22 protein-coding genes and 1 riboswitch are annotated in these 22,583 nt (G+C 63.2%); of the genes, 6 read left to right on the forward strand and 16 right to left on the reverse strand.

Translation table 11 applies throughout. From position 1 onward, the window contains the following. Positions 1–86 precede the first annotated feature (86 nt). Complete coding sequence (locus tag AC1RMG_RS13660) at positions 87–3,560, forward strand: hybrid sensor histidine kinase/response regulator (RefSeq protein WP_258611071.1); 3,474 nt, start codon at positions 87–89, stop codon at positions 3,558–3,560. Positions 3,561–3,575: 15 nt separating this feature from the next. Here the strand turns inward: AC1RMG_RS13660 and AC1RMG_RS13665 are convergent, their stop codons facing one another. After that, positions 3,576–4,943 carry a DNA recombination protein RmuC gene (locus tag AC1RMG_RS13665; RefSeq protein WP_162865008.1) on the reverse strand — a complete coding sequence of 456 codons (1,368 nt, stop codon included), beginning with the start codon at positions 4,941–4,943 and terminating at the stop codon, positions 3,576–3,578. Between the two features lie 175 nt (positions 4,944–5,118). Next, positions 5,119–5,442 (reverse strand): SEL1-like repeat protein, encoded by a 324-nt coding sequence (locus AC1RMG_RS13670; RefSeq protein ID WP_011062679.1) that lies wholly within the window; start codon positions 5,440–5,442, stop codon positions 5,119–5,121. Positions 5,443–6,318: 876 nt separating this feature from the next. Between AC1RMG_RS13670 and AC1RMG_RS13675 the strand changes: the two genes are divergently transcribed. From AC1RMG_RS13675 to AC1RMG_RS13685, 3 genes are all read left to right on the forward strand, one after another. After that, positions 6,319–6,543 (forward strand): hypothetical protein, encoded by a 225-nt coding sequence (locus AC1RMG_RS13675; RefSeq protein ID WP_011062680.1) that lies wholly within the window; start codon positions 6,319–6,321, stop codon positions 6,541–6,543. A gap of 272 nt (positions 6,544–6,815) precedes the next feature. Next, a complete protein-coding gene (locus AC1RMG_RS13680; protein WP_015636627.1) occupies positions 6,816–7,298 on the forward strand; it encodes a hypothetical protein in 483 nt (160 codons plus the stop codon). 144 nt (positions 7,299–7,442) lie between these two features. Next, complete coding sequence (locus AC1RMG_RS13685) at positions 7,443–8,723, forward strand: OmpP1/FadL family transporter (protein ID WP_125063069.1); 1,281 nt, start codon at positions 7,443–7,445, stop codon at positions 8,721–8,723. Positions 8,724–8,803: 80 nt separating this feature from the next. On the opposite strand, the gene AC1RMG_RS13690 is transcribed toward AC1RMG_RS13685, so the two are convergent. The 14 genes from AC1RMG_RS13690 to cobO form a co-directional block, all read right to left on the reverse strand. After that, positions 8,804–9,355 carry a glutathione peroxidase gene (locus tag AC1RMG_RS13690; RefSeq protein ID WP_493169422.1) on the reverse strand — a complete coding sequence of 184 codons (552 nt, stop codon included), beginning with the start codon at positions 9,353–9,355 and terminating at the stop codon, positions 8,804–8,806. Between the two features lie 55 nt (positions 9,356–9,410). Continuing rightward, positions 9,411–9,533, reverse strand: a complete 123-nt coding sequence (locus AC1RMG_RS13695; RefSeq protein WP_015636629.1) for a hypothetical protein — start codon at positions 9,531–9,533, stop codon at positions 9,411–9,413. Next, on the reverse strand, positions 9,530–10,732 hold the full coding sequence (locus tag AC1RMG_RS13700) for an MFS transporter (protein ID WP_047337533.1): 1,203 nt from the start codon (positions 10,730–10,732) through the stop codon (positions 9,530–9,532). The genes AC1RMG_RS13695 and AC1RMG_RS13700 overlap by 4 nt, the downstream gene beginning before the upstream one ends. A gap of 52 nt (positions 10,733–10,784) precedes the next feature. Beyond that, positions 10,785–11,189 (reverse strand): MarR family winged helix-turn-helix transcriptional regulator, encoded by a 405-nt coding sequence (locus tag AC1RMG_RS13705; protein WP_015636631.1) that lies wholly within the window; start codon positions 11,187–11,189, stop codon positions 10,785–10,787. Between the two features lie 70 nt (positions 11,190–11,259). Continuing rightward, positions 11,260–11,991, reverse strand: a complete 732-nt coding sequence (locus AC1RMG_RS13710; RefSeq protein ID WP_015636632.1) for an adenosylcobinamide-GDP ribazoletransferase — start codon at positions 11,989–11,991, stop codon at positions 11,260–11,262. A gap of 1 nt (position 11,992) precedes the next feature. Beyond that, positions 11,993–12,568 (reverse strand): alpha-ribazole phosphatase family protein, encoded by a 576-nt coding sequence (gene cobC / locus AC1RMG_RS13715; protein ID WP_015636633.1) that lies wholly within the window; start codon positions 12,566–12,568, stop codon positions 11,993–11,995. After that, the gene (gene cobT / locus AC1RMG_RS13720) at positions 12,565–13,620 is read right to left on the reverse strand and encodes a nicotinate-nucleotide--dimethylbenzimidazole phosphoribosyltransferase (protein WP_401020380.1); all 1,056 of its coding nucleotides are present in this window, start codon (positions 13,618–13,620) and stop codon (positions 12,565–12,567) included. Before cobT ends, cobC begins: the two co-directional genes overlap by 4 nt. Continuing rightward, positions 13,617–14,138, reverse strand: coding sequence for a bifunctional adenosylcobinamide kinase/adenosylcobinamide-phosphate guanylyltransferase (gene cobU, locus AC1RMG_RS13725; protein WP_072450684.1), 522 nt, complete (start codon positions 14,136–14,138; stop codon positions 13,617–13,619). Before cobU ends, cobT begins: the two co-directional genes overlap by 4 nt. Before the next feature lie 42 nt (positions 14,139–14,180). Then, the gene (locus AC1RMG_RS13730; RefSeq protein WP_015636636.1) at positions 14,181–15,632 is read right to left on the reverse strand and encodes a cobyric acid synthase; all 1,452 of its coding nucleotides are present in this window, start codon (positions 15,630–15,632) and stop codon (positions 14,181–14,183) included. Then, entirely contained in the window at positions 15,629–16,621 is a 993-nt protein-coding gene (cobD, locus tag AC1RMG_RS13735) for a threonine-phosphate decarboxylase CobD (protein ID WP_011062691.1), read from the reverse strand. The genes AC1RMG_RS13730 and cobD overlap by 4 nt, the downstream gene beginning before the upstream one ends. After that, a complete protein-coding gene (gene cbiB, locus AC1RMG_RS13740) occupies positions 16,614–17,522 on the reverse strand; it encodes an adenosylcobinamide-phosphate synthase CbiB (RefSeq protein ID WP_015636637.1) in 909 nt (302 codons plus the stop codon). The genes cobD and cbiB overlap by 8 nt, the downstream gene beginning before the upstream one ends. Then, the gene (gene bluB, locus AC1RMG_RS13745) at positions 17,519–18,169 is read right to left on the reverse strand and encodes a 5,6-dimethylbenzimidazole synthase (RefSeq protein ID WP_015636638.1); all 651 of its coding nucleotides are present in this window, start codon (positions 18,167–18,169) and stop codon (positions 17,519–17,521) included. The genes cbiB and bluB overlap by 4 nt, the downstream gene beginning before the upstream one ends. After that, a complete protein-coding gene (locus AC1RMG_RS13750) occupies positions 18,162–19,502 on the reverse strand; it encodes a cobyrinic acid a,c-diamide synthase CobB (protein WP_015636639.1) in 1,341 nt (446 codons plus the stop codon). Before AC1RMG_RS13750 ends, bluB begins: the two co-directional genes overlap by 8 nt. Positions 19,503–19,512: 10 nt before the next feature. Further along, positions 19,513–20,124 (reverse strand): cob(I)yrinic acid a,c-diamide adenosyltransferase, encoded by a 612-nt coding sequence (cobO, locus tag AC1RMG_RS13755; protein WP_015636640.1) that lies wholly within the window; start codon positions 20,122–20,124, stop codon positions 19,513–19,515. An 81-nt stretch (positions 20,125–20,205) separates the two neighbouring features. Then, a riboswitch (cobalamin riboswitch) is annotated at positions 20,206–20,438 on the reverse strand. Between the two features lie 171 nt (positions 20,439–20,609). Between cobO and AC1RMG_RS13760 the strand changes: the two genes are divergently transcribed. Then, a complete protein-coding gene (locus AC1RMG_RS13760; RefSeq protein WP_493169426.1) occupies positions 20,610–21,191 on the forward strand; it encodes a hypothetical protein in 582 nt (193 codons plus the stop codon). Positions 21,192–21,261: 70 nt separating this feature from the next. Beyond that, positions 21,262–22,581 (forward strand): PQQ-dependent sugar dehydrogenase, encoded by a 1,320-nt coding sequence (locus tag AC1RMG_RS13765; RefSeq protein ID WP_493169428.1) that lies wholly within the window; start codon positions 21,262–21,264, stop codon positions 22,579–22,581. Positions 22,582–22,583 lie beyond the last annotated feature (2 nt).

The following is a 22,583-nucleotide window of genomic DNA, read 5'->3' on the forward strand; positions in this document are numbered from 1 at the left end:
CCTTGGTCGACACTGACGCCAATCCAACATCGTGCCAGACTGTCTGGCCGGGCTGAGGTGCCCGGTGTCTTTGTTCCGGAGTTTCCATGTCGTTGTCCAGCGGGCTGATCGCCGCCGTTGCCCTGGCCTATATGGCCATCATGTTCGCCATCGCCTTCTACGGTGACCGCCGCAGCGCGCCACTTCCGCCGCGGGTGCGGGCCTGGGTATACAGCCTGTCGCTGGCGGTCTACTGCACCAGCTGGACCTTCTTTGGCGCGGTGGGCCAGGCGGCCGAGCAGCTCTGGGCCTTCCTGCCGATCTACCTCGGCCCCATCCTGCTGCTGGTGTTCGCCCCCTGGGTGCTGCAGAAGATGGTGATGATCAGCAAGCAGGAGAACATCACCTCGATCGCCGACTTCATTGCTGCCCGCTATGGCAAATCCCAGTCGCTGGCGGTGGTGGTGGCGCTGATCTGCCTGGTGGGGGTACTGCCCTACATCGCCCTGCAGCTCAAGGGCATCGTGCTTGGGGTCAACCTGCTGATCGGTGCCGGTGCAGACGCCATGGGCACCCGCGCCCAGGACACGGCGCTGATCGTGTCGCTGATCCTGGCCCTGTTCACCATCGTCTTCGGGACCCGCAACCTCGATGCCACCGAGCACCACCGCGGCATGGTGCTGGCGATTGCCTTCGAATCCCTGGTCAAGCTGTTTGCCTTTCTCGCCGTCGGCGCCTTCGTCACCTTCGGCCTCTATGACGGCTTCGACGACCTGTTCAACCAGGCCATGCTGGCTCCGCGCCTGGAGCAGTACTGGAAGGAAACCATCAACTGGCCGTCGATGGTGGTGCAGACCGGAGTGGCGATGATGGCGATCATCTGCCTGCCGCGGCAGTTCCACGTCACCGTGGTGGAAAACATCGAACCCCAGGACCTGCGCCTGGCCAAATGGGTGTTCCCGGCGTACCTGGCCCTCGCCGCGCTGTTCGTGGTGCCCATCGCCCTCGCCGGGCAGATGCTCCTGCCCAGCAGCGTATTGCCGGACTCCTTCGTCATCAGTCTGCCCCTGGCCCAGGCCCACCCCGCCCTGGCTCTGCTGGCATTCATCGGCGGTGCCTCGGCGGCCACCGGCATGGTGATCGTCGCCAGCGTGGCGCTGTCCACCATGGTCTCCAACGACATGCTGCTGCCCTGGCTGTTGCGCCACAAGAATGCCGAGCGGCCGTTCGAAGTATTCCGCCACTGGATGCTCTCGGTGCGCCGGGTGAGCATCGTGGTCATCCTGTTGCTGGCCTACGTCAGCTATCGCCTGCTGGGCTCCACCGCCAGCCTGGCCACCATCGGCCAGATCGCCTTCGCCGCCGTGACCCAACTGGCACCGGCCATGCTCGGCGCGCTGTACTGGAAACAGGCCAACCGCCGCGGTGTATTCGCCGGCCTGGCTGCCGGCACCTTCATCTGGTTCTACACCCTGATCCTGCCCATCGCCGCCCACAGCCTGGGCTGGTCCCTGAGCAGTTTCCCCGGCCTGGCCTGGCTGCACGGCAATCCGCTGAACCTGCCGATCACCCCGCTGACCCAAGGCGTAGTGCTGTCCCTGGCGGGCAACTTCACCCTGTTCGCCTGGGTTTCGGTGCTCTCGCGCACCCGAGTCTCCGAGCACTGGCAGGCCGGACGCTTCATCGGCCAGGAAATCAGCGGCCGCCTCAGCTCCCGCTCGATGCTGGCGGTACAGATCGACGACCTGCTGAAACTGGCCGCGCGTTTTGTCGGTGAGGAACGTGCGCGCCAGAGCTTCATCCGCTTCGCCTATCGTCAGGGCAAAGGCTTCAACCCGAACCAGAATGCCGACGGCGAGTGGATCGCCCATACCGAGCGCCTGCTGGCCGGTGTGCTCGGCGCCTCTTCCACCCGCGCGGTGGTCAAGGCCGCCATTGAAGGCCGGGAGATGCAGCTCGAAGACGTGGTGCGCATCGCCGACGAAGCCTCCGAGGTGCTGCAGTTCAACCGGGCCCTGCTGCAAGGGGCGATTGAAAACATTACCCAGGGCATCAGCGTGGTCGATCAGTCGCTGAAGCTGGTGGCCTGGAACCGCCGCTACCTGGAGCTGTTCAACTACCCCGATGGGCTGATCAGCGTGGGCCGGCCAATTGCCGACATCATTCGTCACAATGCCGAGCGCGGCCTGTGCGGACCTGGCGAGGCGGAAGTCCATGTGGCCCGGCGCCTGCACTGGATGCGCCAGGGTCGAGCTCATACTTCCGAGCGGCTGTTCCCCAATGGCCGGGTCATCGAACTGATCGGCAACCCCATGCCCGGCGGCGGCTTTGTCATGAGCTTCACCGACATCACCCCGTTCCGCGAAGCCGAGCAGGCCCTCACCGAGGCCAATGAAGGGCTGGAACAACGAGTGGCGGAGCGTACCCACGAACTGTCGCAACTCAACGCAGCACTGACTGAGGCCAAGGGCACGGCGGAAGCGGCCAACCAGTCGAAGACGCGTTTTCTGGCCGCGGTCAGCCACGATCTGATGCAACCGCTGAACGCCGCGCGCCTGTTCTCCGCAGCCCTGTCCCACCAGGACGACGGCCTGTCCGCCGAAGCCCAGCAACTGGTGCAGCATCTGGACAGTTCGTTGCGCTCCGCCGAGGACCTGATCAGCGACCTGCTGGACATCTCGCGCCTGGAAAACGGCAAGATCACCCCTGATCGCAAGCCCTTTGCCCTCAACGAACTGTTCGACACCCTGGGAGCCGAATTCAAGGTCCTGGCCCAGGAACAGGGCTTGCAGTTCCGGGTGCGCGGTAGCCATCTGCGCATCGACAGCGACAGCAAGCTGCTACGTCGGGTGCTGCAGAACTTTCTGACCAATGCCTTCCGTTACGCCAAGGGCCCCGTTTTGCTGGGAGTGCGCCGCCGTGGTGAAACGTTGAGCCTGGAAGTCTGGGACCGGGGGCCAGGTATTCCCCAGGACAAACAGCAGGTGATCTTCGAGGAATTCAAGCGCCTGGACAGCCACCAGACCCGCGCCGAGAAAGGCCTGGGCCTGGGCCTGGCGATTGCCGATGGCCTGTGCCGGGTGCTCGGCCATCCGCTGCAGGTACGTTCCTGGCCCGGCAAAGGCAGCGTATTCAGCGTCAGCGTGCCCCTGGCCCGCAGCAGCGTGGTGGCTCCAGGCAAGGCAGCCGAGCTCAACGGCCAGTCCCTCAATGGCGGGCAAGTGCTCTGCGTCGATAATGAAGACAGCATTCTGATCGGCATGAACAGCCTGCTCACCCGCTGGGGCTGCCAGGTCTGGACCGCCCGCAACCGCGAGGAATGCGCGGCGCTGCTCAAAGAAGGCATCCGCCCGCAACTGGCCCTGGTGGACTACCACCTGGATAACGGCGAGACCGGAACCGAGGTCATGGCCTGGCTGCGCACGCAACTGGGCGAGCCGGTACCGGGGGTCGTGATCAGTGCCGATGGGCGCCCTGAAATGGTCGCCCAGGTCCATGCAGCGGGCCTGGACTATCTGGCCAAGCCGGTGAAACCGGCGGCCTTGCGCGCCCTGCTGAGCCGGCACCTGCCCCTGGGCTGACGGGCCTTTGGCGGATTACTCCGGCAATTCCAGCTCGCGTCCTTCGGCGTCGGTCATGGCCCGCTCCAGCAAGTCCGCCGGCAAGCTCTTGCTGGCCCGGGCGCCGAGCAGCTTGAGCTGCTCGCTACGGCTGACCAGGTTGCCACGCCCTTCAGTCAGCTTGTTACGCGCAGCGGCGTAGGCCTTGTCCAGTTGTTGCAGGCGATTGCCCACTTCATCCAGGTCCTGGATAAACAGCACGAACTTGTCGTACAGCCAGCCGGCGCGCTCAGCGATCTCCCGGGCATTCTGGCTCTGGCGTTCCTGCTTCCACAGGCTGTCGATCACCCGCAAGGTGGCCAGCAACGTGGTTGGGCTGACGATCACGATATGCCGGTCAAAGGCTTCCTGGAACAGATTCGGCTCGGCCTGCAGAGCCGCGGAAAACGCTGCCTCGATGGGCACGAACAGCAGCACGAAATCGAGGCTGTGCAAGCCTTCAAGGCGCTTGTAATCCTTGCCGGCCAGACCTTTGACGTGATTACGCAAGGACAGCACGTGCTGTTTCAGGGCCGCCTGGGCGACCTGCGGATCGTCGCTACCGACGTATTGCTGGTAAGCCGTGAGGCTGACCTTGGAATCCACTACTACCTGCTTGTCACCCGGCAACATGATCAGCACGTCAGGCTGGAAGCGCTCGCCATCCGGGCCCTTGAGGCTGACCTGAGTCTGATACTCGCGGCCCTTTTCCAGGCCAGCGTGCTCCAGCACTCGCTCCAGAATCAGCTCGCCCCAGTTGCCCTGAGTCTTCTGGCCCTTGAGGGCACGGGTCAGGTTGGTGGCCTCATCGCTCAGGCGCAGGTTCAGCTGTTGCAGGCGCTCCAGCTCCTTGGCCAGGGAGAAGCGCTCCCGGGCTTCGGCCTGATAGCTTTCCTCGACCCGCTTCTCGAAGGACTGGATGCGCTCCTTGAGCGGGTCCAGCAACTGCCCAAGGCGCTGCTGGCTGGTCTCGGCGAAACGCTGTTCGCGCTCATCGAAGATCTTCCCCGCCAGCTCGGCGAACTGGGCGCGCAACTCATCCCGCGAGCCTTGCAGATCGGTCAGGCGCTGCTGGTGGCTGTCCTGCTGCTCACGAAGCTCGGCATTCAAGGACGCCGCCAGGGCATCCAGCCGGCGCAATTCGTTTTCTTTGGCGGCCCGTTCCAGGTTCCAGGCGTGGGCGGCATCACGGGCGTTATCGCGCTCGATCTGCAGCAATTCGACCTCGCGGCGCAGGGCTGCCAGGTCCGCCTGCTTCAGAGCATTGGCCTGGCTCAGGTCGCTGACTTCATCGCGGCTGGCATCCAACTGTGCTGCCAATCCCTCCTGGGCCAATTGGGCCGTGGCCAGGCGCTCTTCCAGCAGGCTCAGCTCAGTCTGGCTGGAACTGGCCCGGCGTTGCAGTTGCCAGGCCAGAACCAGTAGCGGCAGCGCCGCTCCCGCCAGGCCAAGCAGCAAGCTGGTCAAGTCCATAGCCATAGCGATTCCTGCCGTAGAAAGAAGAAATGAAGGTTAACCAAGCGTCCGAGTGTTGGACAGCTCAGTCTTCGATCCGGCCCAGCTCCAGTTGCGCACGGCGGTCGCCGGCACGGGCAGCCTGGCGCAACAGGTCATGGCCGATGCGACGATCACGGGCGTTGCCGCATTCGCGGCACATCAACTGGCCCAGGCGACTCTGCGCCGCGACCACGCCTTCCCGGGCCGGCTGCTTGAGCAGGCGTCCAGCAAAATGCTTGACGTTGGGGTTGTGACCAAGGCGCGGGCTGTCCAACAGCCAGAGAGCAACGCGCAGGGAAAACCGCTTGGGTTCGGTAACACTGGCAGGGGTCGCGGTAACAGAAGGTGATACGGAGCGAAACTTCATAAAGCACTGTGGGGCAGATCGGAAGGCGCGCCACTCTACTCCTTTTTTCGCCCGGGTAAAGCCTAAAAGAGCCAGCACGCCCGTCCTAGAGCAAGCGCTTGGGACAATCCACAGAAGCTGTGGATAACTCAGTGGACAACCCCTCCACAACCCTCCCAAAGCCCCATGAGACGGGCCTTGCAGTCAAACTGACGATTTTTTCACCAGTAAAAAAAAGCGATGTTTATCATTGACTTAAATTCTCGAGACAGGCTAAGGGGCGGGCGTTGGGGAAGGTGACAACGGGGTGACACGCTGCGCAACAAGTGTGCACAACCTTGCGCAGATTAACGCCGGTAACGCACTGTTTTCGTACACGCCACAACAGCAACGGTTACACAGCTGATGCTTGAGCCTCTGGCCTCTTCTGAAAGTTTTTTCCTAGCACACTTGCATTATGTCGTTCAACCCAATAGAATCCTCGCCGTTAGTACCAAGCTGAAAGTCAATTCTGGTCGAACAAGTCCCATCGACAGCGTCTCCAACCGAGCACAACGTCGAACACCAAGGACCGACCACCTCGATGGTTTCCAGGTAAAGCTCACCCTCCCGCCCTTGATACGAATTCAACGGCAGTGCTCGAGCCATTTACTCTGACCGAACCAACCTGCAAATTGATCAGGATCTCCACCCTGGGCCCCGAACCTTTGCCCTTGCTGTGTTGCCTGCCCTCCTAAGTACCTACCTGCCAGCCCTAGCGCAACCAATCAACGCGCTGCAACTGGCTGCTTTGTTCCAGTCAGGTTCTTCGTTTGACCAATGCTGGTCGACGTTTACTGGAACGTTTTAACGTTGCACGGTTCTTAACCGTGTCATTTGTAGGAACACCTAATAATTATGTCTACTCAAATCCAGACTCAGGATGCCATTCGCACCCTAACCCACGCCTTTGCACCGTTGAACTGCCTGATCATGGCCGCTCGCAAAGGTTGCTTCAGCTTCACCCTGGTCAACGAACATGGGATCGCCCGTCACAGCGAACGCCTGTATCCCGACCAGTATTCCAGCGCCGAACCGCTGCAGGCAGTGATCGAACGTGCGCGCCAGGCCCTGGTTGCCTGATACGCCGAACTGCTGAAAACCCTGAAAAGCCTCGCCTGATCGCGGGGCTTTTTATTGCCTGCAATTCGCCCATTTACCCTACAGAGCAAAGTACCAATCGATATAAGGCTTATAACAAGAGGACGGAAATATTTTAAAAACAGTCCTTTACAGCACAGATATGACACTACACTTCAACTCAAGCGGCCTGAACCGCTTCCGGCAAACCTGATCCTTTTTTGCTGCCAAGCGCCCTTCAGGTTTCGCCGGCCATTTCACGCTTCGAGGGCTTTATGGGTATCGCCGCCAGCGAGTTGTGCCGCTATGTGATCCGCCCGACGCTGATGTACCTGGGCAGCCATAGCAAAACCGCTGAAGTCCTGCTGCTGGGCATTGCCGCCAGCCAATCGGCGCTGGGCTCAGCCCTGCACGATCGTCGTGGCCACGGCCTCTACCGCATCACCGAATTGCGCCATCAAGCCCTCTGGGACCAGTACCTGGCACTGGATCCGGAACGGGCCAGCCTGGTTCGCGGGCTCGCCAGCCAGCATGCGTTCCTCAGCGGGCCGCACCTGGAACTGACCGTCAACCTGCGTTACGCCACCGCCATTGCCTGGTTGCTGGTGGAAGAACAACACACGCCGCTCCCCGCTGCCGACGACCTGCTCGGCATGGCCCGCATCTGGAGGAAGACCTTTCAACCACAAGGACGTTTAAGAGATTTCGCCTGCGCCTGGCAGACCTGCATTGCACCGTTAAACCAGGTCGCCTGCTGACAACGACTTTTGCAAAATCGGAGAAAGAAGCCGATTTTGGTCGGATTGTCCTACAAAAACGCTCTAAATCAACTGTTGCAGCCTATAGCGCCGAGATCGAAATGTTGGTAATTTTCGCCTCGGTGATCACCAGGAGTTCTAATAATGAAAAAAGTAATGCTCAAATCCACCATAAGTCTCGCGGTTGCACTTGCCTCTACCCAACTTTTCGCCAGCGGTTTTGCTCTTAACGAACAAAGCATCAGCGGCATGGGTACCGGCTTCGCGGGTCGTTCCTCTTCTGCCGAAGATGCCAGCACCGTTTACGGTAACCCTGCCGGCATGTCCCTGCTGCAACGTGACCAGGTAACTGTCGGCGTAGCGGCAATCGATGCCAAGACCAACCTGAAAAACGTCAAGGGCGGCCCACCCGGCGGCACCAGCGACGGTGACATGGTTCCGTTCACCAGCGTTCCTATGGGGTTCTTCGTCAAACAACTGGGCAACGGCTGGGCATTGGGTCTGGGCGCCTATGCACCCTTCGGCCTGGTTACCAACTATGAGTCCACTTCTGCCAGCCGCTATTACGGCGACAAGAGCGTAGTCAAGGTCGTCACCCTGCAACCGACCGTCAGCTATGCCTTCAATGACATGGTGTCGATCGGCTTCGGCCCGACCATCAACCGCCTGAGCGGTGAACTGACTTCCGCGACCCCATTTCCAAACCCTGCGCTCTTCGGCCGCAATGATGGCAGCGTGAAGATCAAGGGTGACGATACCGCCATCGGCTACAACGTCGGCATCATCGTCCAGCCTACCGACACTACTCGCCTGGGCCTGACCTACCACTCGAAGGTCAAGTACAAGCTGGAAGGCCACACCAACATCGCCGGCCCGGGCTTCGGTCCGTTCAATGGCGGCCGTTACGACGCCTCGCTGGACATCACTACTCCGGAAGTCGTTGACTTCTCTGTCACCCAGAAACTGGATGACCAGTGGACCGTCTACGCAGGTAGCACCTGGACTCGCTGGAGCCGCCTGAAAGACATCACCGTGAACAACGAAGGTGTTCCTGCTCTGCTTGGCGGTTCTGCGGGCCCAATCGGCACCATCACCGAGCCACAGAACTGGCACGACACCTGGGCCTCGGCTGTTGGTGTTTCCTACAAGGTCAACAAAGAGTGGGTTCTGCGCAGCGGCCTCTCGGTTGACCAGGCGCCAACCAACAACACCGACCGTTCCGTACGTATCCCTACCGGTGACCGTAAGGCCATCAGCTTCGGTGCCGGCTACAGCCCGACTGAAGACCTGACTCTGGACCTGGCGGTTTCCTACCTGAAGGAAGAAGACGTCAACGTCAACAGAACCGGCAAAGGCAATGCCTACAGCGCTACTTACCAGAACAGCGCATGGGGCTACGGCCTGGGCGCTACCTACAAGTTCTAACGAGCTCTAGGCCGCGCAGTTTCAAACCAATAAAAAACCCGCAGATGCGGGTTTTTTTATTGGCTAATGAATAGGCTTTCTCAGGATTTCGACGCCAATGCCTTCTCCACCGCTTCGATGAATTCCGGATTGTCCGGTTTGGTCAGGCTGGAAAAGTTGGCAATCACATTGCCCTGGCGATCCACCACGTATTTATAGAAATTCCACTTCGGCGCGCTACTCTGCTGCGCCAGCACCTTGAACAGGTGCACCGCATCCACCCCCCGAACCTTCTGTGGCTCGGTCATGGTGAAGGTCACGCCGTAATTGACGTAGCAGACCTTGGCAGTCTCCGCGCCATCCTTGGACTCTTGCTTGAAGTCATTGGAGGGCACGCCCACCACTTCCAGCCCTTGATCCTTGTAACGCTGGTACAGCGCCTCAAGGCCTTTGAATTGCGGAGCAAACCCGCAGAAGCTCGCCGTATTGACCACCACCAGCGGCTTGCCGGCAAAGCGCTGGCACAAGTCGATGGATTCCTTGGCGTGCAATTTGGGCAAGGAACCCTGCAACAGGGGCGGACAGTCCGCCGCCCATGCCGAGCCGGCCAAGGTCGCGAGTAAAGCTGGAACCGCAAACCAGCGCATAGCCATGTCCAGAATCCTTGTCAAAGTGTCGGGCTACGACGTTACTCGCCCCCTCGCTCCCCTAGCAAGCGCCCATGCCCAGCTGCATCAGCGCCAGGCCGCCCCGGTGCCAGCCCCACCAGGCCAGCAGCAACAATAGAATGCCGAGGCCCAGGCCGGCACCGCGCAGCAGCCAGCGGTTCATGCCGCGCTGGCCTGCAAACGCGCCACCGGCCGCTCGCGCACCGGCCAGTTCAGTGCCGCCGCCAACAGACTAAGGAGAATCGCCACCTGCCAGATCAAGTCGTAGCTCCCGGTACGGTCATACACCACGCCCCCCAGCCAACCACCAAGGAAAGACCCCAATTGGTGGAACAGGAACACAATGCCGCCGAGCATGGACAGGTTGCGCACGCCAAACAAGGTGGCCACGGTGCCGTTGGTCAACGGCACGGTGGACAGCCAGAGAAAGCCCATGGCCATGCCGAACAGATAGGCGCTGGTCTGAGTCACCGGCAACCACAGGAACAGCCCGATCACCACCGCCCGTAGCAGATACAGGCCCGTCAGCAGGCGCGGCTTGGACATCCGCCCACCCAGCCAGCCGGCGGTATAGGTACCAAAGATATTGAACAGGCCAATCAGGGCCAGCACCGTGGTGCCCACGGTCGCCGGCAAGTGCTGGTCCACCAGATACGCCGGCAGGTGCACGCCGATGAACACCACCTGGAAGCCACAGACGAAAAAGCCGAATGCCAACAGCCAGAACCCTGAATGGGAACAGGCTTCACGCAAGGCCTCCATGAGGCTCTGCTCATGCCCCAGCGCCGGCAGCGGTTTGTCCTTGAGCATGCTCACCAATGGCACGATCAAGGCCACCAGCAAGCCCAGCACCAGCAGCGCCGTAGACCAGCCCAGCCAGCCGATCAGCCCCAGGGTTCCGGGGAGCATGGCAAATTGGCCGAAGGAACCTGCCGCACTGGCAATCCCCATGCCCATGCTGCGTTTTTCCGGCGGCAAGGCGCGGCCGACAACACCGAGAATTACCGAGAAGGACGTACCCGACAGACCTATGCCGATCAGCAGCCCGGCACTCAGGGACAGGGTCAGGGCCGAATCCGACAGCCCCATGAACACCAGCCCGACCGCGTACAGCACGCCACCCACCAGCACCACTTTCGCCGCACCAAAACGATCGGCCAAGGCTCCGGTAAAAGGCTGGGCCAGCCCCCAGATCAGGTTCTGCAGGGCAATGGCGAAGGCGAAGACTTCGCGCCCCCAGCCAAACTGCGCGCTCATGGGCGGCAGGAACAGGCCGAAGCCATGTCTGATCCCCAGCGACAAGGCCAGGATCAATGCGCTGCCGAGAAGCACCCAGCCGCTGGTACGCCACATCGATGACATTTTTATTCTCCAGTTACGGGCATATACCCGCTTATAGTCGAACGAAAGGCGCTCAAGACAGTTCGTTCAGCAAGGCCAACAAGGTTTCACGCTTTTCCACACCCAGGCGATCGATCAACCGCTGCTGAGCCGCTTCCCACGCAGGCAAGGCCGCCACCAGCCGCTCATGCCCGGCCTCGGTCAACAGCACCAGCCGGTTTCGCTGATCGTCGCCTTCCTGCAGGCGCACCAGCCCTGCAGCTTCCAGGACCCGCACATTGCGCCCGAGCGTGCTGCGATCCAGCCCCATGGCTTCCGCCAGGCTGGAAATGCTTGGCTGATCAAGGCGCAACAGGTTGTTCAGCAGAGAATACTGGGCAACGTTGATCCCGAAGCCATCAAGGGCGCCGTCGTAGTACCTGCTGACGCCACGGGCGGCGCGACGCAGGTTGGTGCACAAACACTGAGAGGGAAGCATGATGCGTGTATATACCCGTGATTATTCCAAGGCAAGATTTTTCATGAAAATCGTCAATCCCGTGCTCCACTCAAAGCAGCGCCACCCCGAGCAATACGGCAGTTTCCAACAGTTCAAGCACAGCCCCGGCAGTGTCTCCAGTGGTACCACCCAGGCGCCGCATCATCACTTGCCGCAGCCAGAAGAACAGCACAGCGGCCAGCAGCACTGCCCATAACCCGCTGTAGCCCCCCAGCAGCAAACAGGCCAGCACGCTCAAGCCCAGCACTTGCCGCCCGGCCACACGTGGCAGGTGGTCAGCCAGCGCCTGCCCCAGCCCACCGGCACGCACATAAGGCGTGCAGAGAAACAGGCCCAGCAATGCCCCGCGACCGATCAGCGGCGCCAGCAACAAGGCAAAGCCCTGCTGCTGTTCGATCAGCGCCACCAGGGCGGTGAACTTGAGCAGCAGCACCAGCACCAGGGTCACCACGGCGATCGGACCACTACGGGGGTCCTTCATGATGCTCAGGGTCCGCTCTCGATCGCCAAAGCCCCCCAGCCAGGCATCGGCACTGTCCGCCAGGCCATCCAGGTGCAGACCACCGCTGAGCAGGACCCAGGCGGTCAACAGCAAGGCCGCATGCAGCAACAGGGGAACACCGCCCAGCATGGCATTCAGCACCCACAACAGCACGCCGAACAGCAGCCCCACCAACGGATAGAACAACAGCGAGCGGCCCAGCTCTTCAGGCCGAGGCATGCCCGGCAGGCGGACCGGCAGGCTGCTGAGAAACTGCAAGGCAATCCAGAACGGCAACATCTCAGCCCTCCTCGCTCATCCGGCCTTCGCTGGCGACCTGCAGACGAAACAGCGCGCCATGACCCACTTCAACGTTCAACAACTGCTGGCGCGGCAGCCCTCGAGCCCGGGCCAGCAGCAGGCGCATGACCCCGCCATGGCTGACCAGCAGCACACGCTGCCCGGCGCAGGCCTGGTACAAGCGCTCTATCGCCCCCAGCACCCGCAGGGAGAACAGCTCTACCGGCTCGCCCCCAGGCGGGGTGAATGCATAGGGATCGGCCCAGAAACGCCCCAGATCATCGGCGTCGGTTTCCATCAGCGCCGCCGCGCTCTGCCCTTCCCAGGCACCAAAGTGCAGTTCCTGAAGATCAGGCTCGAGGCTCAGCGGCAACTGCAACCGCTCCGCCAGCTCTTGGGCGAAACGCGCACAGCGCTGCAATGGCGAACTCAGTACCCGGTCCCAGGGGCCCCGCCCCTGGACGGCTTCGCGCATCTGTTGCCAGCCCGTTGCAGTCAACGCATCGTCCAGGCTGCCGCGCAGGCCACCACCCAGTTCGGTTTCACCGTGGCGCAACAGGTCCAGGTACAAGGTCATGCCGGACGATCCGCCACCGCTGCTTCGGCGAAAGTCGCCATCTGCCCGTGCAGGTCACAGGCCAGCCGCAGCAACGGCACTGCCAGGGCGGCGCCGCTGCCTTCACCCAAGCGCAGGCCCAGGTCCAGCAAGGGTTCGGCTTGCAGGGTCTGCAGCACATGCCGGTGCCCGGGCTCGGCGCCCTGGTGGGCGAACAGCAACCAGGGCGCGCAGGCCGGATTCAGACGCACCGCCACCAACGCGGCGACGCTGCAGATGAAACCGTCCACCAGCACCGCAATGCCCTCCTGGGCACACGCCAGGTAAGCCCCCACCAGCGCCGCCACTTCAAAGCCACCCAGGTTGAACAAGGTCTGCAAGGCATCGCCGCGAGAGGCATCGTGCAGCGCCAGGGCACGCTCGATAACCTGCGCCTTGTGATTGACCCCCTCGGCATTCAGGCCGGTGCCCGGCCCGGCCAGTTGTGCCACTGGAATACCCAGCAGGGCACAGGCAATGGCACTGGCTGCGGTGGTATTGCCGATGCCCATTTCACCGCCGATAAACAGCTGGGCGCCGTCGGCATGAGCCCGCAGCGCGCTGTCGCGGCCGGCTTGCAGGGCCTGCTCGCCCTGTGCAGGGGTCATCGCCGGCTCCTGGACAAAATTCTGCGTGCCGGCCCCCAGGTTCAGGTGGCGCACCCCCGGCAGGTTCAAGCCTGGCATCACTGTGCCCAGATCCACCACCTCCAGTTGCGCCTGCAGTTGCCGGGCCAGCACGCTGATGGCCGCTCCGCCGCTGACGAAGTTCAACAACATCTGCCCGGTGACTTCCTGCGGGTAGGCGGAAACGCCCTCGGCCACCACCCCATGGTCACCGGCGAAGATGGCGATCCATAGCCGCTCGATGCCGGGCTTGAGCCGTCCTTGCAGGCCCGCCAGGCGTACCGCCAGTGGCTCCAGGCGCCCGAGAGAGCCGGCCGGCTTGGTCAGTTGCTGCTGACGCGCCAGGGCCTGCTCGACCATCTGGGTGTCGATTGCCTTGCAGGGTTCCAGCCACCAGGAGTTACTCATAACGCAGTTCCTTTCAAAGTCAGGGGCAGGCCGGCGACCGTCAGCACCACTCGCTGACAACGCTCGGCCAGGGCTTGATGCAGCCAACCGGCTTCATCCACATAGCGGCGAGTCAATTCGCCCAGCGGCACGACACCCATTCCGGTTTCGTTGCTGACAAAAATGATCTCCCCCGGCAAGCTCGCCACGCACTGCAACAAGGCCTCGCGTTCGGCGGCCAGGCGCTCGGGGTCCTCGAGCATCAGCAGGTTGGTCAGCCACAGGGTCAGGCAGTCCACCAGCAGGCAGCGCCCTTCGCCGGCAGATTCCTGCAGCACCCGGGCCAGCTCCAGCGGCTCCTCGATCAAGCCCCAATGGGCCGGACGCCGATCGCGATGATGGGCAATGCGTTGATTCATCTCGCCATCCAGGGGCTGGCTGGTGGCGATGTAGGTCACCGCCAGGGCGCTGTCACCGGCGAGCTTTTCAGCGAGGCGGCTCTTGCCGGACCGGGCACCGCCGAGGATCAGTTGCAACATGCTTGGGCACCTCTGATAGGGAAGACGGCCTGGGTTGAGCGCTCAAAGGCCACAGAGCCGACGCAGTGCAGCGGTGTCCAGGTGATGCTCCACCAGGTCCGCCAGACGCTCGATATCGCGTTCACGCAAGGCGTGGTAATCCACCTCCTGCACCGCTTCGAGCCCGGCCCAGCGCAACAGCGCACTGCAGGCCGCAGGGGTTTCGAACAGACCGTGCAGGTAGGTGCCGAGGATCTGCCCGTCGGCGCTGCAGGCGCCATCGCTGCGACCGTCGTCCAGTTGCACGGCGGCCAGCTCCAGGGCCGGCCCGCGAGTGACCCCGGCGTGAATTTCATAACCACTGACCGCGGCATTCTCCAGGCTCAGGCGACCGCTGACGTTACGCAGCTGCTTCTCTTCTTCGAGCACGGTTTCAAATGCCAGCAGGCCCAGGCCGGGGCTGGAGCCCGCAGCGCCTTCGAGCCCGAGCGGGTCATGCACCTGCTCGCCAAGCATTTGCAGGCCACCGCAGATGCCCAGCACTTTGCCGCCGTAGCGCAGGTGGCGGGCAATCGCCCGATCCCAGCCGTTGCTGCGCAGGTAGGCCAGATCGCCCCGTACGCTTTTCGAGCCGGGGAGGATGATCAGATCGGCAGCAGGAATCGCCTGGCCGGGGCCGATGAATTGCAAGTCGACCTGAGGATGCAGGCGCAACGGATCGAAATCCGTGTGATTGCTGATGCGCGGCAGCACCGGCACCACCACCTTGAGCAACTGTTCGACCTTGCCCACCTGGCGTTGGTCGATACCGTCCTCGGCTTCCAGGTGCAGGTCCAGGACATAGGGCAGCACGCCGATCACCGGCTTGCCGGTACGGGCTTGCAGCCAGTCCAGGCCCGGTTGCAGCAACGCCAGGTCGCCACGAAAGCGGTTGATGATGAAGCCCTTTACCCGGGCCTGCTCACTGGGAGACAGCAGTTCCAGGGTGCCCACCAAATGGGCGAAGACCCCACCTCGATTGATGTCGGCGATCAGCAGCACCGGGCAGTCCACCGCCTCGGCAAAGCCCATGTTGGCAATATCGCCGGCCCGCAGGTTGATCTCCGCCGGCGAGCCGGCACCTTCCACCATCACCACCTGATAAGCGCTTTTCAGGCGCTCATGGGAAGCCAGTACGGCCTGCATGGCGATGGCCTTGTAGTCGTGATAGGCCACGGCGTTCATGCTGGTCACGGCGCGGCCGTGAATGATTACCTGAGAGCCGGTATCACTGTTGGGCTTGAGCAGCACCGGGTTCATGTCGGTGTGGGGCGCCAGATTGGCCGCCTGGGCCTGGACGGCCTGGGCCCTGCCGATCTCGCCGCCATCGGCAGTCACCGCACTGTTGAGGGCCATGTTCTGGGGCTTGAACGGCACCACGCTGACACCCTGGCGCCGCAGCCAACGGCACAGGGCCGTCACCAGGGTGCTCTTGCCGGCATCCGAGGTGGTGCCTTGAACCATCAGAGTGCTCATGGATATTCCTTGCGATAGGCCTGCAGCGCCTGTTCCAGGCGATCCCAATCGGCCTCCTCGGCGGGCAGGCCGAAGCGCAGGCTGCTGTTATGAGTGAACAGCCGCAGGAGAATGCCGCGGCGCGCCATGAAGTGATAAAGCGATTCGGCCTCGGCACTGATCAGCCACTGAAACAGCGCGCAACCGCCCTGGGGCTTGAGACCATGGCGCTCGAGGACTTCAACCAAACGCTCGCTCGCCGCTTCGCTGCGCAACCTTTGCCGGGCGTGCCCCTGGGTATCGCGCAGGCAGGCCTGCCCCACCACCCGGGTCGGCCCGCTGACCGCCCAGGGTCCGACCTGCTCCGCCAGCAGTTTGAGCAGCCGGCGCTCGGCCAGGACAAAACCCAGACGTACTCCGGCCAGGCCAAAGAACTTGCCGAACGAACGCAACACAATCAGCCCCACCTGATGGGCGTGGCGAGCCAGGCTCAGGTGCGGGGTGTTGTCCATGAAGGCTTCGTCCACCACCAGCCAGCCGCCGCGCTGAGCCAGGCGCGCGTGCCAGTCCAGCAGGCGCTCCGGGGTCAGGCTCAGTCCGGTAGGGTTGTTCGGGTTGACCACCACCAGCACATCGAGGCTGTCGAGGAAGAAATCCACTTCCTGCTCCAGCACTTCGCGTACCCGGTAGCCGCTGCGGCGCCAGGCTTCGGCATGCTCGGCATAACAGGGCGACAGCACACCGACCTTGCCCGCTCGACGCAAGCGCGGCAGCAACTGGATTGCTGCCTGGGAGCCGGCCACCGGCAGCACTTCACTGGCGCCATAGTATTCGCGGGCCGCCTGTTCCAGTCCGTCATCGGTTTCCGGCAGGCGCGCCCAGGCACGCAGCGCAATGGGCGGCAGGGGAAACGGCCAGGGCGCCAACCCGCTGGACAAGTCCAGCCAGGCATCTTCGGCAATCCCGTATTGCTCGGCCGCCTTGCGCAGTCGTCCGCCGTGCTCAAGCATAGAATTCAGCCCCCAGGCAAAGAATCAGCAGCCACAGCCAGACACCCCGCTGCACCAGCTGCCAGCCACGATCAATGGAACCGGCACTGGCCGGCTCGCCTTCACCCAGTTGCGGGCGCTGATGCAGCTCACCGTGATAAATCGCTGCGCCACCCAGCTCCACTCCCAGGGCGCCCGCCCCGGCCGCCATCACCGGGCCAGCATTCGGGCTGTCCCAGGTCGGGCCCTGGCGGTGCCAGCACTTGAGTGCCAGCCGGGTCTTGCCCAGCAAGGCGTAAGTCAGGGCCACCAGGCGCGCGGGAATGTAATTGAGCAGGTCGTCAATCTTCGCCGCAGCCCAGCCAAAACGTTCGAAGCGCTCGTTGCGGTAGCCCCACATCGCATCCAGGGTATTGCTCAGACGGTAGAGCACCACCCCGGGCGCGCCGGCCACGGCAAACCAGAACAGCGCGGCGAACACCGCATCGCTGCCGTTTTCCAGCACCGATTCGGTGGCCGCGCGGGCCACTTCGGTGGCGTCCAGCTCGCTGGTCTGGCGACTCACCAGAAACCCCACCCGGCGGCGCGCTTCTTCCAGATCGTCACTGCGCAACGCCTGGGCCACCGGCTCCACATGCTCGCCGAGGCTGCGCAGGCCCAAGGCGCAGTACAACGCCAGGATTTCCACCAGCCAGCCGACGTAGGGCAACCAGGACAGCGCTGTGGCCACCAGGGTCAGGGGCACCACCGCCAGCACCCAGGCGGTGACGCCATGGCTGCGCCAGCCACGGCCGGCGGAGTTGAAACGTTGCTCGATACGATCGGCCACACGGCCGAACGCCACCAGCGGATGCCAGCGCCTGGGTTCGCCCAGCAGCGCATCCAGCGCGACCCCGGCGACACTCAGCAAGGCCACACTCATTGACTCACTCCCCAGTAATTCTCATACAACAACTCACTCAGCGGCCGCGGTTGCGCCCAGCCTTCCAGTGCCAGCATCGGCGCCGGGTAGAATTCGGTGACCGGGCCCAGGCACAGCACGGCCACGGGCTTGGCACCTGCCGGCAGCCCCAGCAGATCGGCCAGGGCCTGAGGATCGAACAAAGACACCCACCCCATTCCCAGGCCCTCGCTGCGGGCCGCCAGCCACAGGTTCTGGATGGCGCAGGACAGGGACGCCAGGTCCATCTCCGGCAGGGTCCGACGGCCGAAGATGTGTCGTTCGCGGTCATCCATCAAGGCGGCCACCAGCACCTCGGCACAATCGTTGATGCCTTCGACCTTGAGCTTCATGAACTCGTCGGAACGCTCACCCAGGGCTTGGGCGGTGCGCACCCGCTCCGCCTCCACCAACTGCTGGATGTGCTTGCGCAACAGGCGGTCGCTGATGCGAATAAAACGCCAGGGCTGCATCAACCCGACACTGGGCGCCTGATGCGCTGCTTCCAGCAAGCGCCGCAGCACTGCCGGCTCGACACTGCCACCCGCGAAATGACGCATGTCGCGGCGCTCGGCGATGGCCCGGTAGACCCCCTCGCGCTGCGCCTCAGAGAACCCCTGCTCACTCACCCGCCACGCCCTCGGCTAAAACCGGCTGAACAGGCGCGCCCGGCGCAAACAACGCCGCCACCGCCGCCGGATTGGACGGGAAATAGAAGTGCACGTAAGAGGCCGTCATCCGCCCCTGGCGATACACCGCTTCCGCGCCGCGCCCGCCGTTGGGGCTGAGCCCACGAGCGATGGGCAGCAGCTCGGTGCTGGTCAGGGAATGGTGATAGGTGTGGCCGCGCAGACTGCCTTCGGGCAAATCCACCGCCTGCAAGGCCAGTGCCGCCAGGCGCTTCTGCATTACCGCATCTCCGGGCAGCAGGCCCAGGAGCTCGGCACGCTGGCCTTCGACATCGGTCAGGGAGTCCAGCAGGTAGAGCATGCCGCCGCACTCGGCGAGCAGCGGCTTGCCGGCCGCGTGATGGGCACGAATGGCCTGCAGCATGCTGCTGTTGCGGGCCAGGGCCTGATGGTGCAATTCGGGATAGCCGCCGGGCAGGTACAGGCTGTCCGCGTCGGGCAGCTGGGTATCGTGGATCGGCGAGAAGAAGCTCAACTGCGCCCCCATGGCTCGCAACAGATCGAGGCTGGCGCCATAGGTGAAGGCAAACGCCTCGTCCCGCGCCACGGCAATCCGCACGCCCTTGAGCAGTGGCGCGCAAGCCACCGGCGTGGGTGCAGCAAAACTCACCGCTGGCGGCAGTTCCACCTGGCAACTGCTGGCCAGGGCCTCGGCGGCGGCATCCAGGCGCAGGTCCAGATCATTCAGCTCGCTGGCCTGCACCAGCCCCAGATGGCGGCTGGGCAGCTCGATATCGGTTTCCCGGGACAAGGCGCCATACCAGCGCAAGCCTTCCGTCAGGCTGCCTTCCAGCAACTGCGCATGGCGCAGGGTACCAACCCGGTTGGCCAACACCCCGGCAAACGGCAGGTCCGGCTGGTAGCGCGCCAGGCCCAGAGCCAGGGCGCCGAAAGTCTGGGCCATGGCGGTGCCATCGATCACCCCCAGCACCGGCACGCCGAAATGCCGCGCCAGATCGGCGCTGGAAGGGGTGCCATCGAACAGGCCCATGACCCCCTCGATCAGAATCAGGTCGGCCTCTCCCGCCGCCTCCCAGAGCAGACGGCGGCTTTCCTGCTCGCCCACCATCCACATGTCCAACTGGTACACCGCGGCACCACTGGCGCGCTCAAGAATCATCGGGTCGAGGAAATCCGGGCCGCACTTGAAGACCCGAACCTTGCGCCCCCGGTTGCGGTGCAAGCGGGCAAGGGCCGCGGTCACCGTGGTCTTGCCCTGGCCGGAAGCCGGTGCGGCGATCAACACTGCCGGGCAATGACGAACATCAGTCATGAATTCACGCTCACAGCTCGACACCTTTCTGCGCCTTGATCCCGGCCTGGAAGGCGTGCTTGACCATGCCCATCTCGGTCACGGTATCGGCCAGCTCGATCATCTCCGGCTTGGCGCCGCGACCGGTCACTACCACATGCTGCATGGGCGGACGGGCCTGCAGGTCACTGAGCACCTGATCCAGGTCCAGGTAGCCGTGCTTGAGGGCAATGTTCAGCTCGTCGAGCACCACCAGGCCAATATCCGGGTTGCTCAGCAACTCCCTGGAAACCGCCCAGGCGGCTTCAGCAGCAGCAATATCGCGCTGGCGATCCTGGGTTTCCCAGGTAAAGCCTTCGCCCATCACGTGAAAGCGCACCTGCTCGGGGAAACGCCGGAAGAACAGTTCTTCGCCGGTGCTGTTACGCCCCTTGATGAACTGCACCACGCCACACTGCATGCCGTGGCCCATGGACCGCGCCAGCATGCCGAAGGCCGAGCTGCTCTTGCCCTTGCCGTTGCCGGTCAATACCAGCAGCAGGCCGCATTCGTTGGGCGAGTTGGCAATGCGTTCATCGATCACGGCTTTTTTGCGCAACATGCGCGCCAGATGGCGCTCGTCACGATCGGGGGATTCACTCATGGGGCAGCTCTCCGTTGGGGCTGGGGAACGGGGGGCAGGGAAAAGGAACAGACGGCGCTAGCCTGGCATCGCCCACCGTGATGCCGTTGGATGGATCAGGCCGGTCTCCGGGCTCATGAGCGGCATGGCTGCCGGACTGCGCGCCTTCCCGTGTCATTGACACAGTGGCGTCAGGCGCAGTCTTGACTCATCTACCGTTGCGGGGGCAGCGCCGGAATCGTCGTCGGCTCCATCACTGGAACAGACCCTGACCGGCTTCCCTGTTTCACTCTGTCGGCCACCGGCCACAGAGCACCTGAAACAAGTCGCGAAGGTTAGAGGGTTGGGGGTGGAGCGTCAATTAAAGCCGGCCGTCGCCCCCGGCACAAAACTGCACTGCATCAATAAACTGACGCCAATCTTGTGCCACACTCAGAGCAATGATATCAAATAGCCACTTTTCAGCGCCCCAGGCGCCAACCACACAACAATAAGGGGTGAGTTCGATGCAAGGCATGATCATCAGCAATCCGAAGCTGGAATTCCTGCGCCCGATGCTGGAACGCTGGTTCGATTGCATCGATCGCTACAACGCGGTTCGCGGCGATAACGAAACGCCCTACTGGTTCGACGAGCAGGCCAATCTCGGGCTGCTCAGCGCGGCGGCCTGGATGGCCGAGATGGTCAGCCTGGAACACAGCCCCAGCAGGAAACAGCAGGAAGAAGGTGCGCGCAACGCCCGCACCGACCTGTACCTGGCCACCAAGGAAGAGCGCGCCTACATCCACGCCACCCAGCGCTGGCCAAGGGTCAACAGCCTGAACCTGACCCAGGCACTGCTGGACGTTGCCCAGGATGCAAGAAAGATCAGCTACGCCAGCGACCTGAGACTGGGTTGCCTGTTCGTTGCCCCACAAAAATCCCAGCACAGCGCTACCCCGGAAGAGCTCCAGGACATGCTCGACGAACTGCAGAAGGAGCACTGCTGCGCCGTGGCCTGGTACTTCCCCTACGCCTATCGCAAGCTGCACAACGAGACCGGCCACTACCACCAGGGCGTCGCCGTGCTCTTCAAGGAGGCCCGCTGATCGGGCGGAACCATCGACTGGCTATGCTTCTCTATGACTACGACGTCCGTGCACTCATAGGGAAATTCGCATGCTCAAGCTTCAGCACAGCCTACTGATCGCCATCGCCGCCAGCCTCGCCGCCTGCGGCGAAACTTCCAGCCTGCAGGTGTCCGACGGCACCGGCCCCAACCCCAAGCTGCCGGAACCCAACCCGACGCTGATCCCCACGGTCAACATCGCCCCCGCCATCGGCTGGCCGCAAGGCGCAAAACCCCAGGCCGCGGCCGGCACCCAGGTCAAGGCTTTCGCCGAGAACCTCGACCATCCACGCTGGCTCTACGTCCTGCCCAATGGCGATGTACTGGTGGCGGAAACCAACGCCCCGCCCAAACCGGATGACAGCCAGGGCATTCGCGGCTGGATCGCCGGCAAGGTCATGGGCCGTGCCGGGGCGGCCGTGCCCAGCGCCAACCGCATCACCCTGCTAAGGGACCAGGATCACGATGGCGTGGCGGAGACCCGCACAGTGTTTCTGGAGAACCTCAATTCGCCCTTTGGCATGACCCTGGTGGGCAATGACCTGTATGTGGCCGATACCGACAAGCTACTGCGCTTTCCCTACCAGAGCGGCGACACCCAGATCAGCGCAGCCGCCACCAAGGTGGTCGACCTGCCCGGCGGTACCCTCAACCATCACTGGACCAAGAACGTTATCGCCAGCAAGGACGGCAGCAAGCTCTACGTCACCGTGGGCTCCAACAGCAACGTCGGCGAAAACGGCCTGGACAAGGAGCAAGGCCGAGCGGCGATCTGGGAGGTGGACCGTGAAAGCGGCCAGCACCGCCTGTTCGCCACCGGCCTGCGCAACCCCAATGGCCTGGCCTGGGAGCCGGCCAGCGGCGCACTCTGGACCGCAGTCAACGAGCGGGACGAAATCGGCAGCGACCTGGTGCCGGACTACATCACCTCGGTCAAGGATGGCGCGTTCTATGGCTGGCCCTTCAGCTACTACGGGCAACATGTGGATGTACGGGTCAAGCCGCAGAACCTCGACCTGGTGGCCAAGGCCATCGCCCCGGACTACGCGGTAGGCCCGCACACCGCGTCGCTGGGGCTGACCTTCGCCGACGGCAGCAAGCTCCCCGCCCCCTTCACCGAAGGCGCCTTCATCGGCCAGCACGGTTCCTGGAACCGCAAACCCCATAGCGGCTACAAGGTGATTTTCGTGCCATTCAGCGCCGGCAAGCCCAATGGAGCGCCGATCGATGTGCTTAGCGGCTTTCTCAATGCCGACGAGAAGGCCATGGGACGCCCGGTCGGAGTGGTGATCGACCAGCAAGGCGGGTTATTGGTGGCCGACGATGTCGGCAACAAGATCTGGCGAGTCTCCGCCGCCAAAGCCCCCTAGGC

It is taken from the genome of Pseudomonas sp. GW822-FHT04H02, assembly GCF_058800645.1.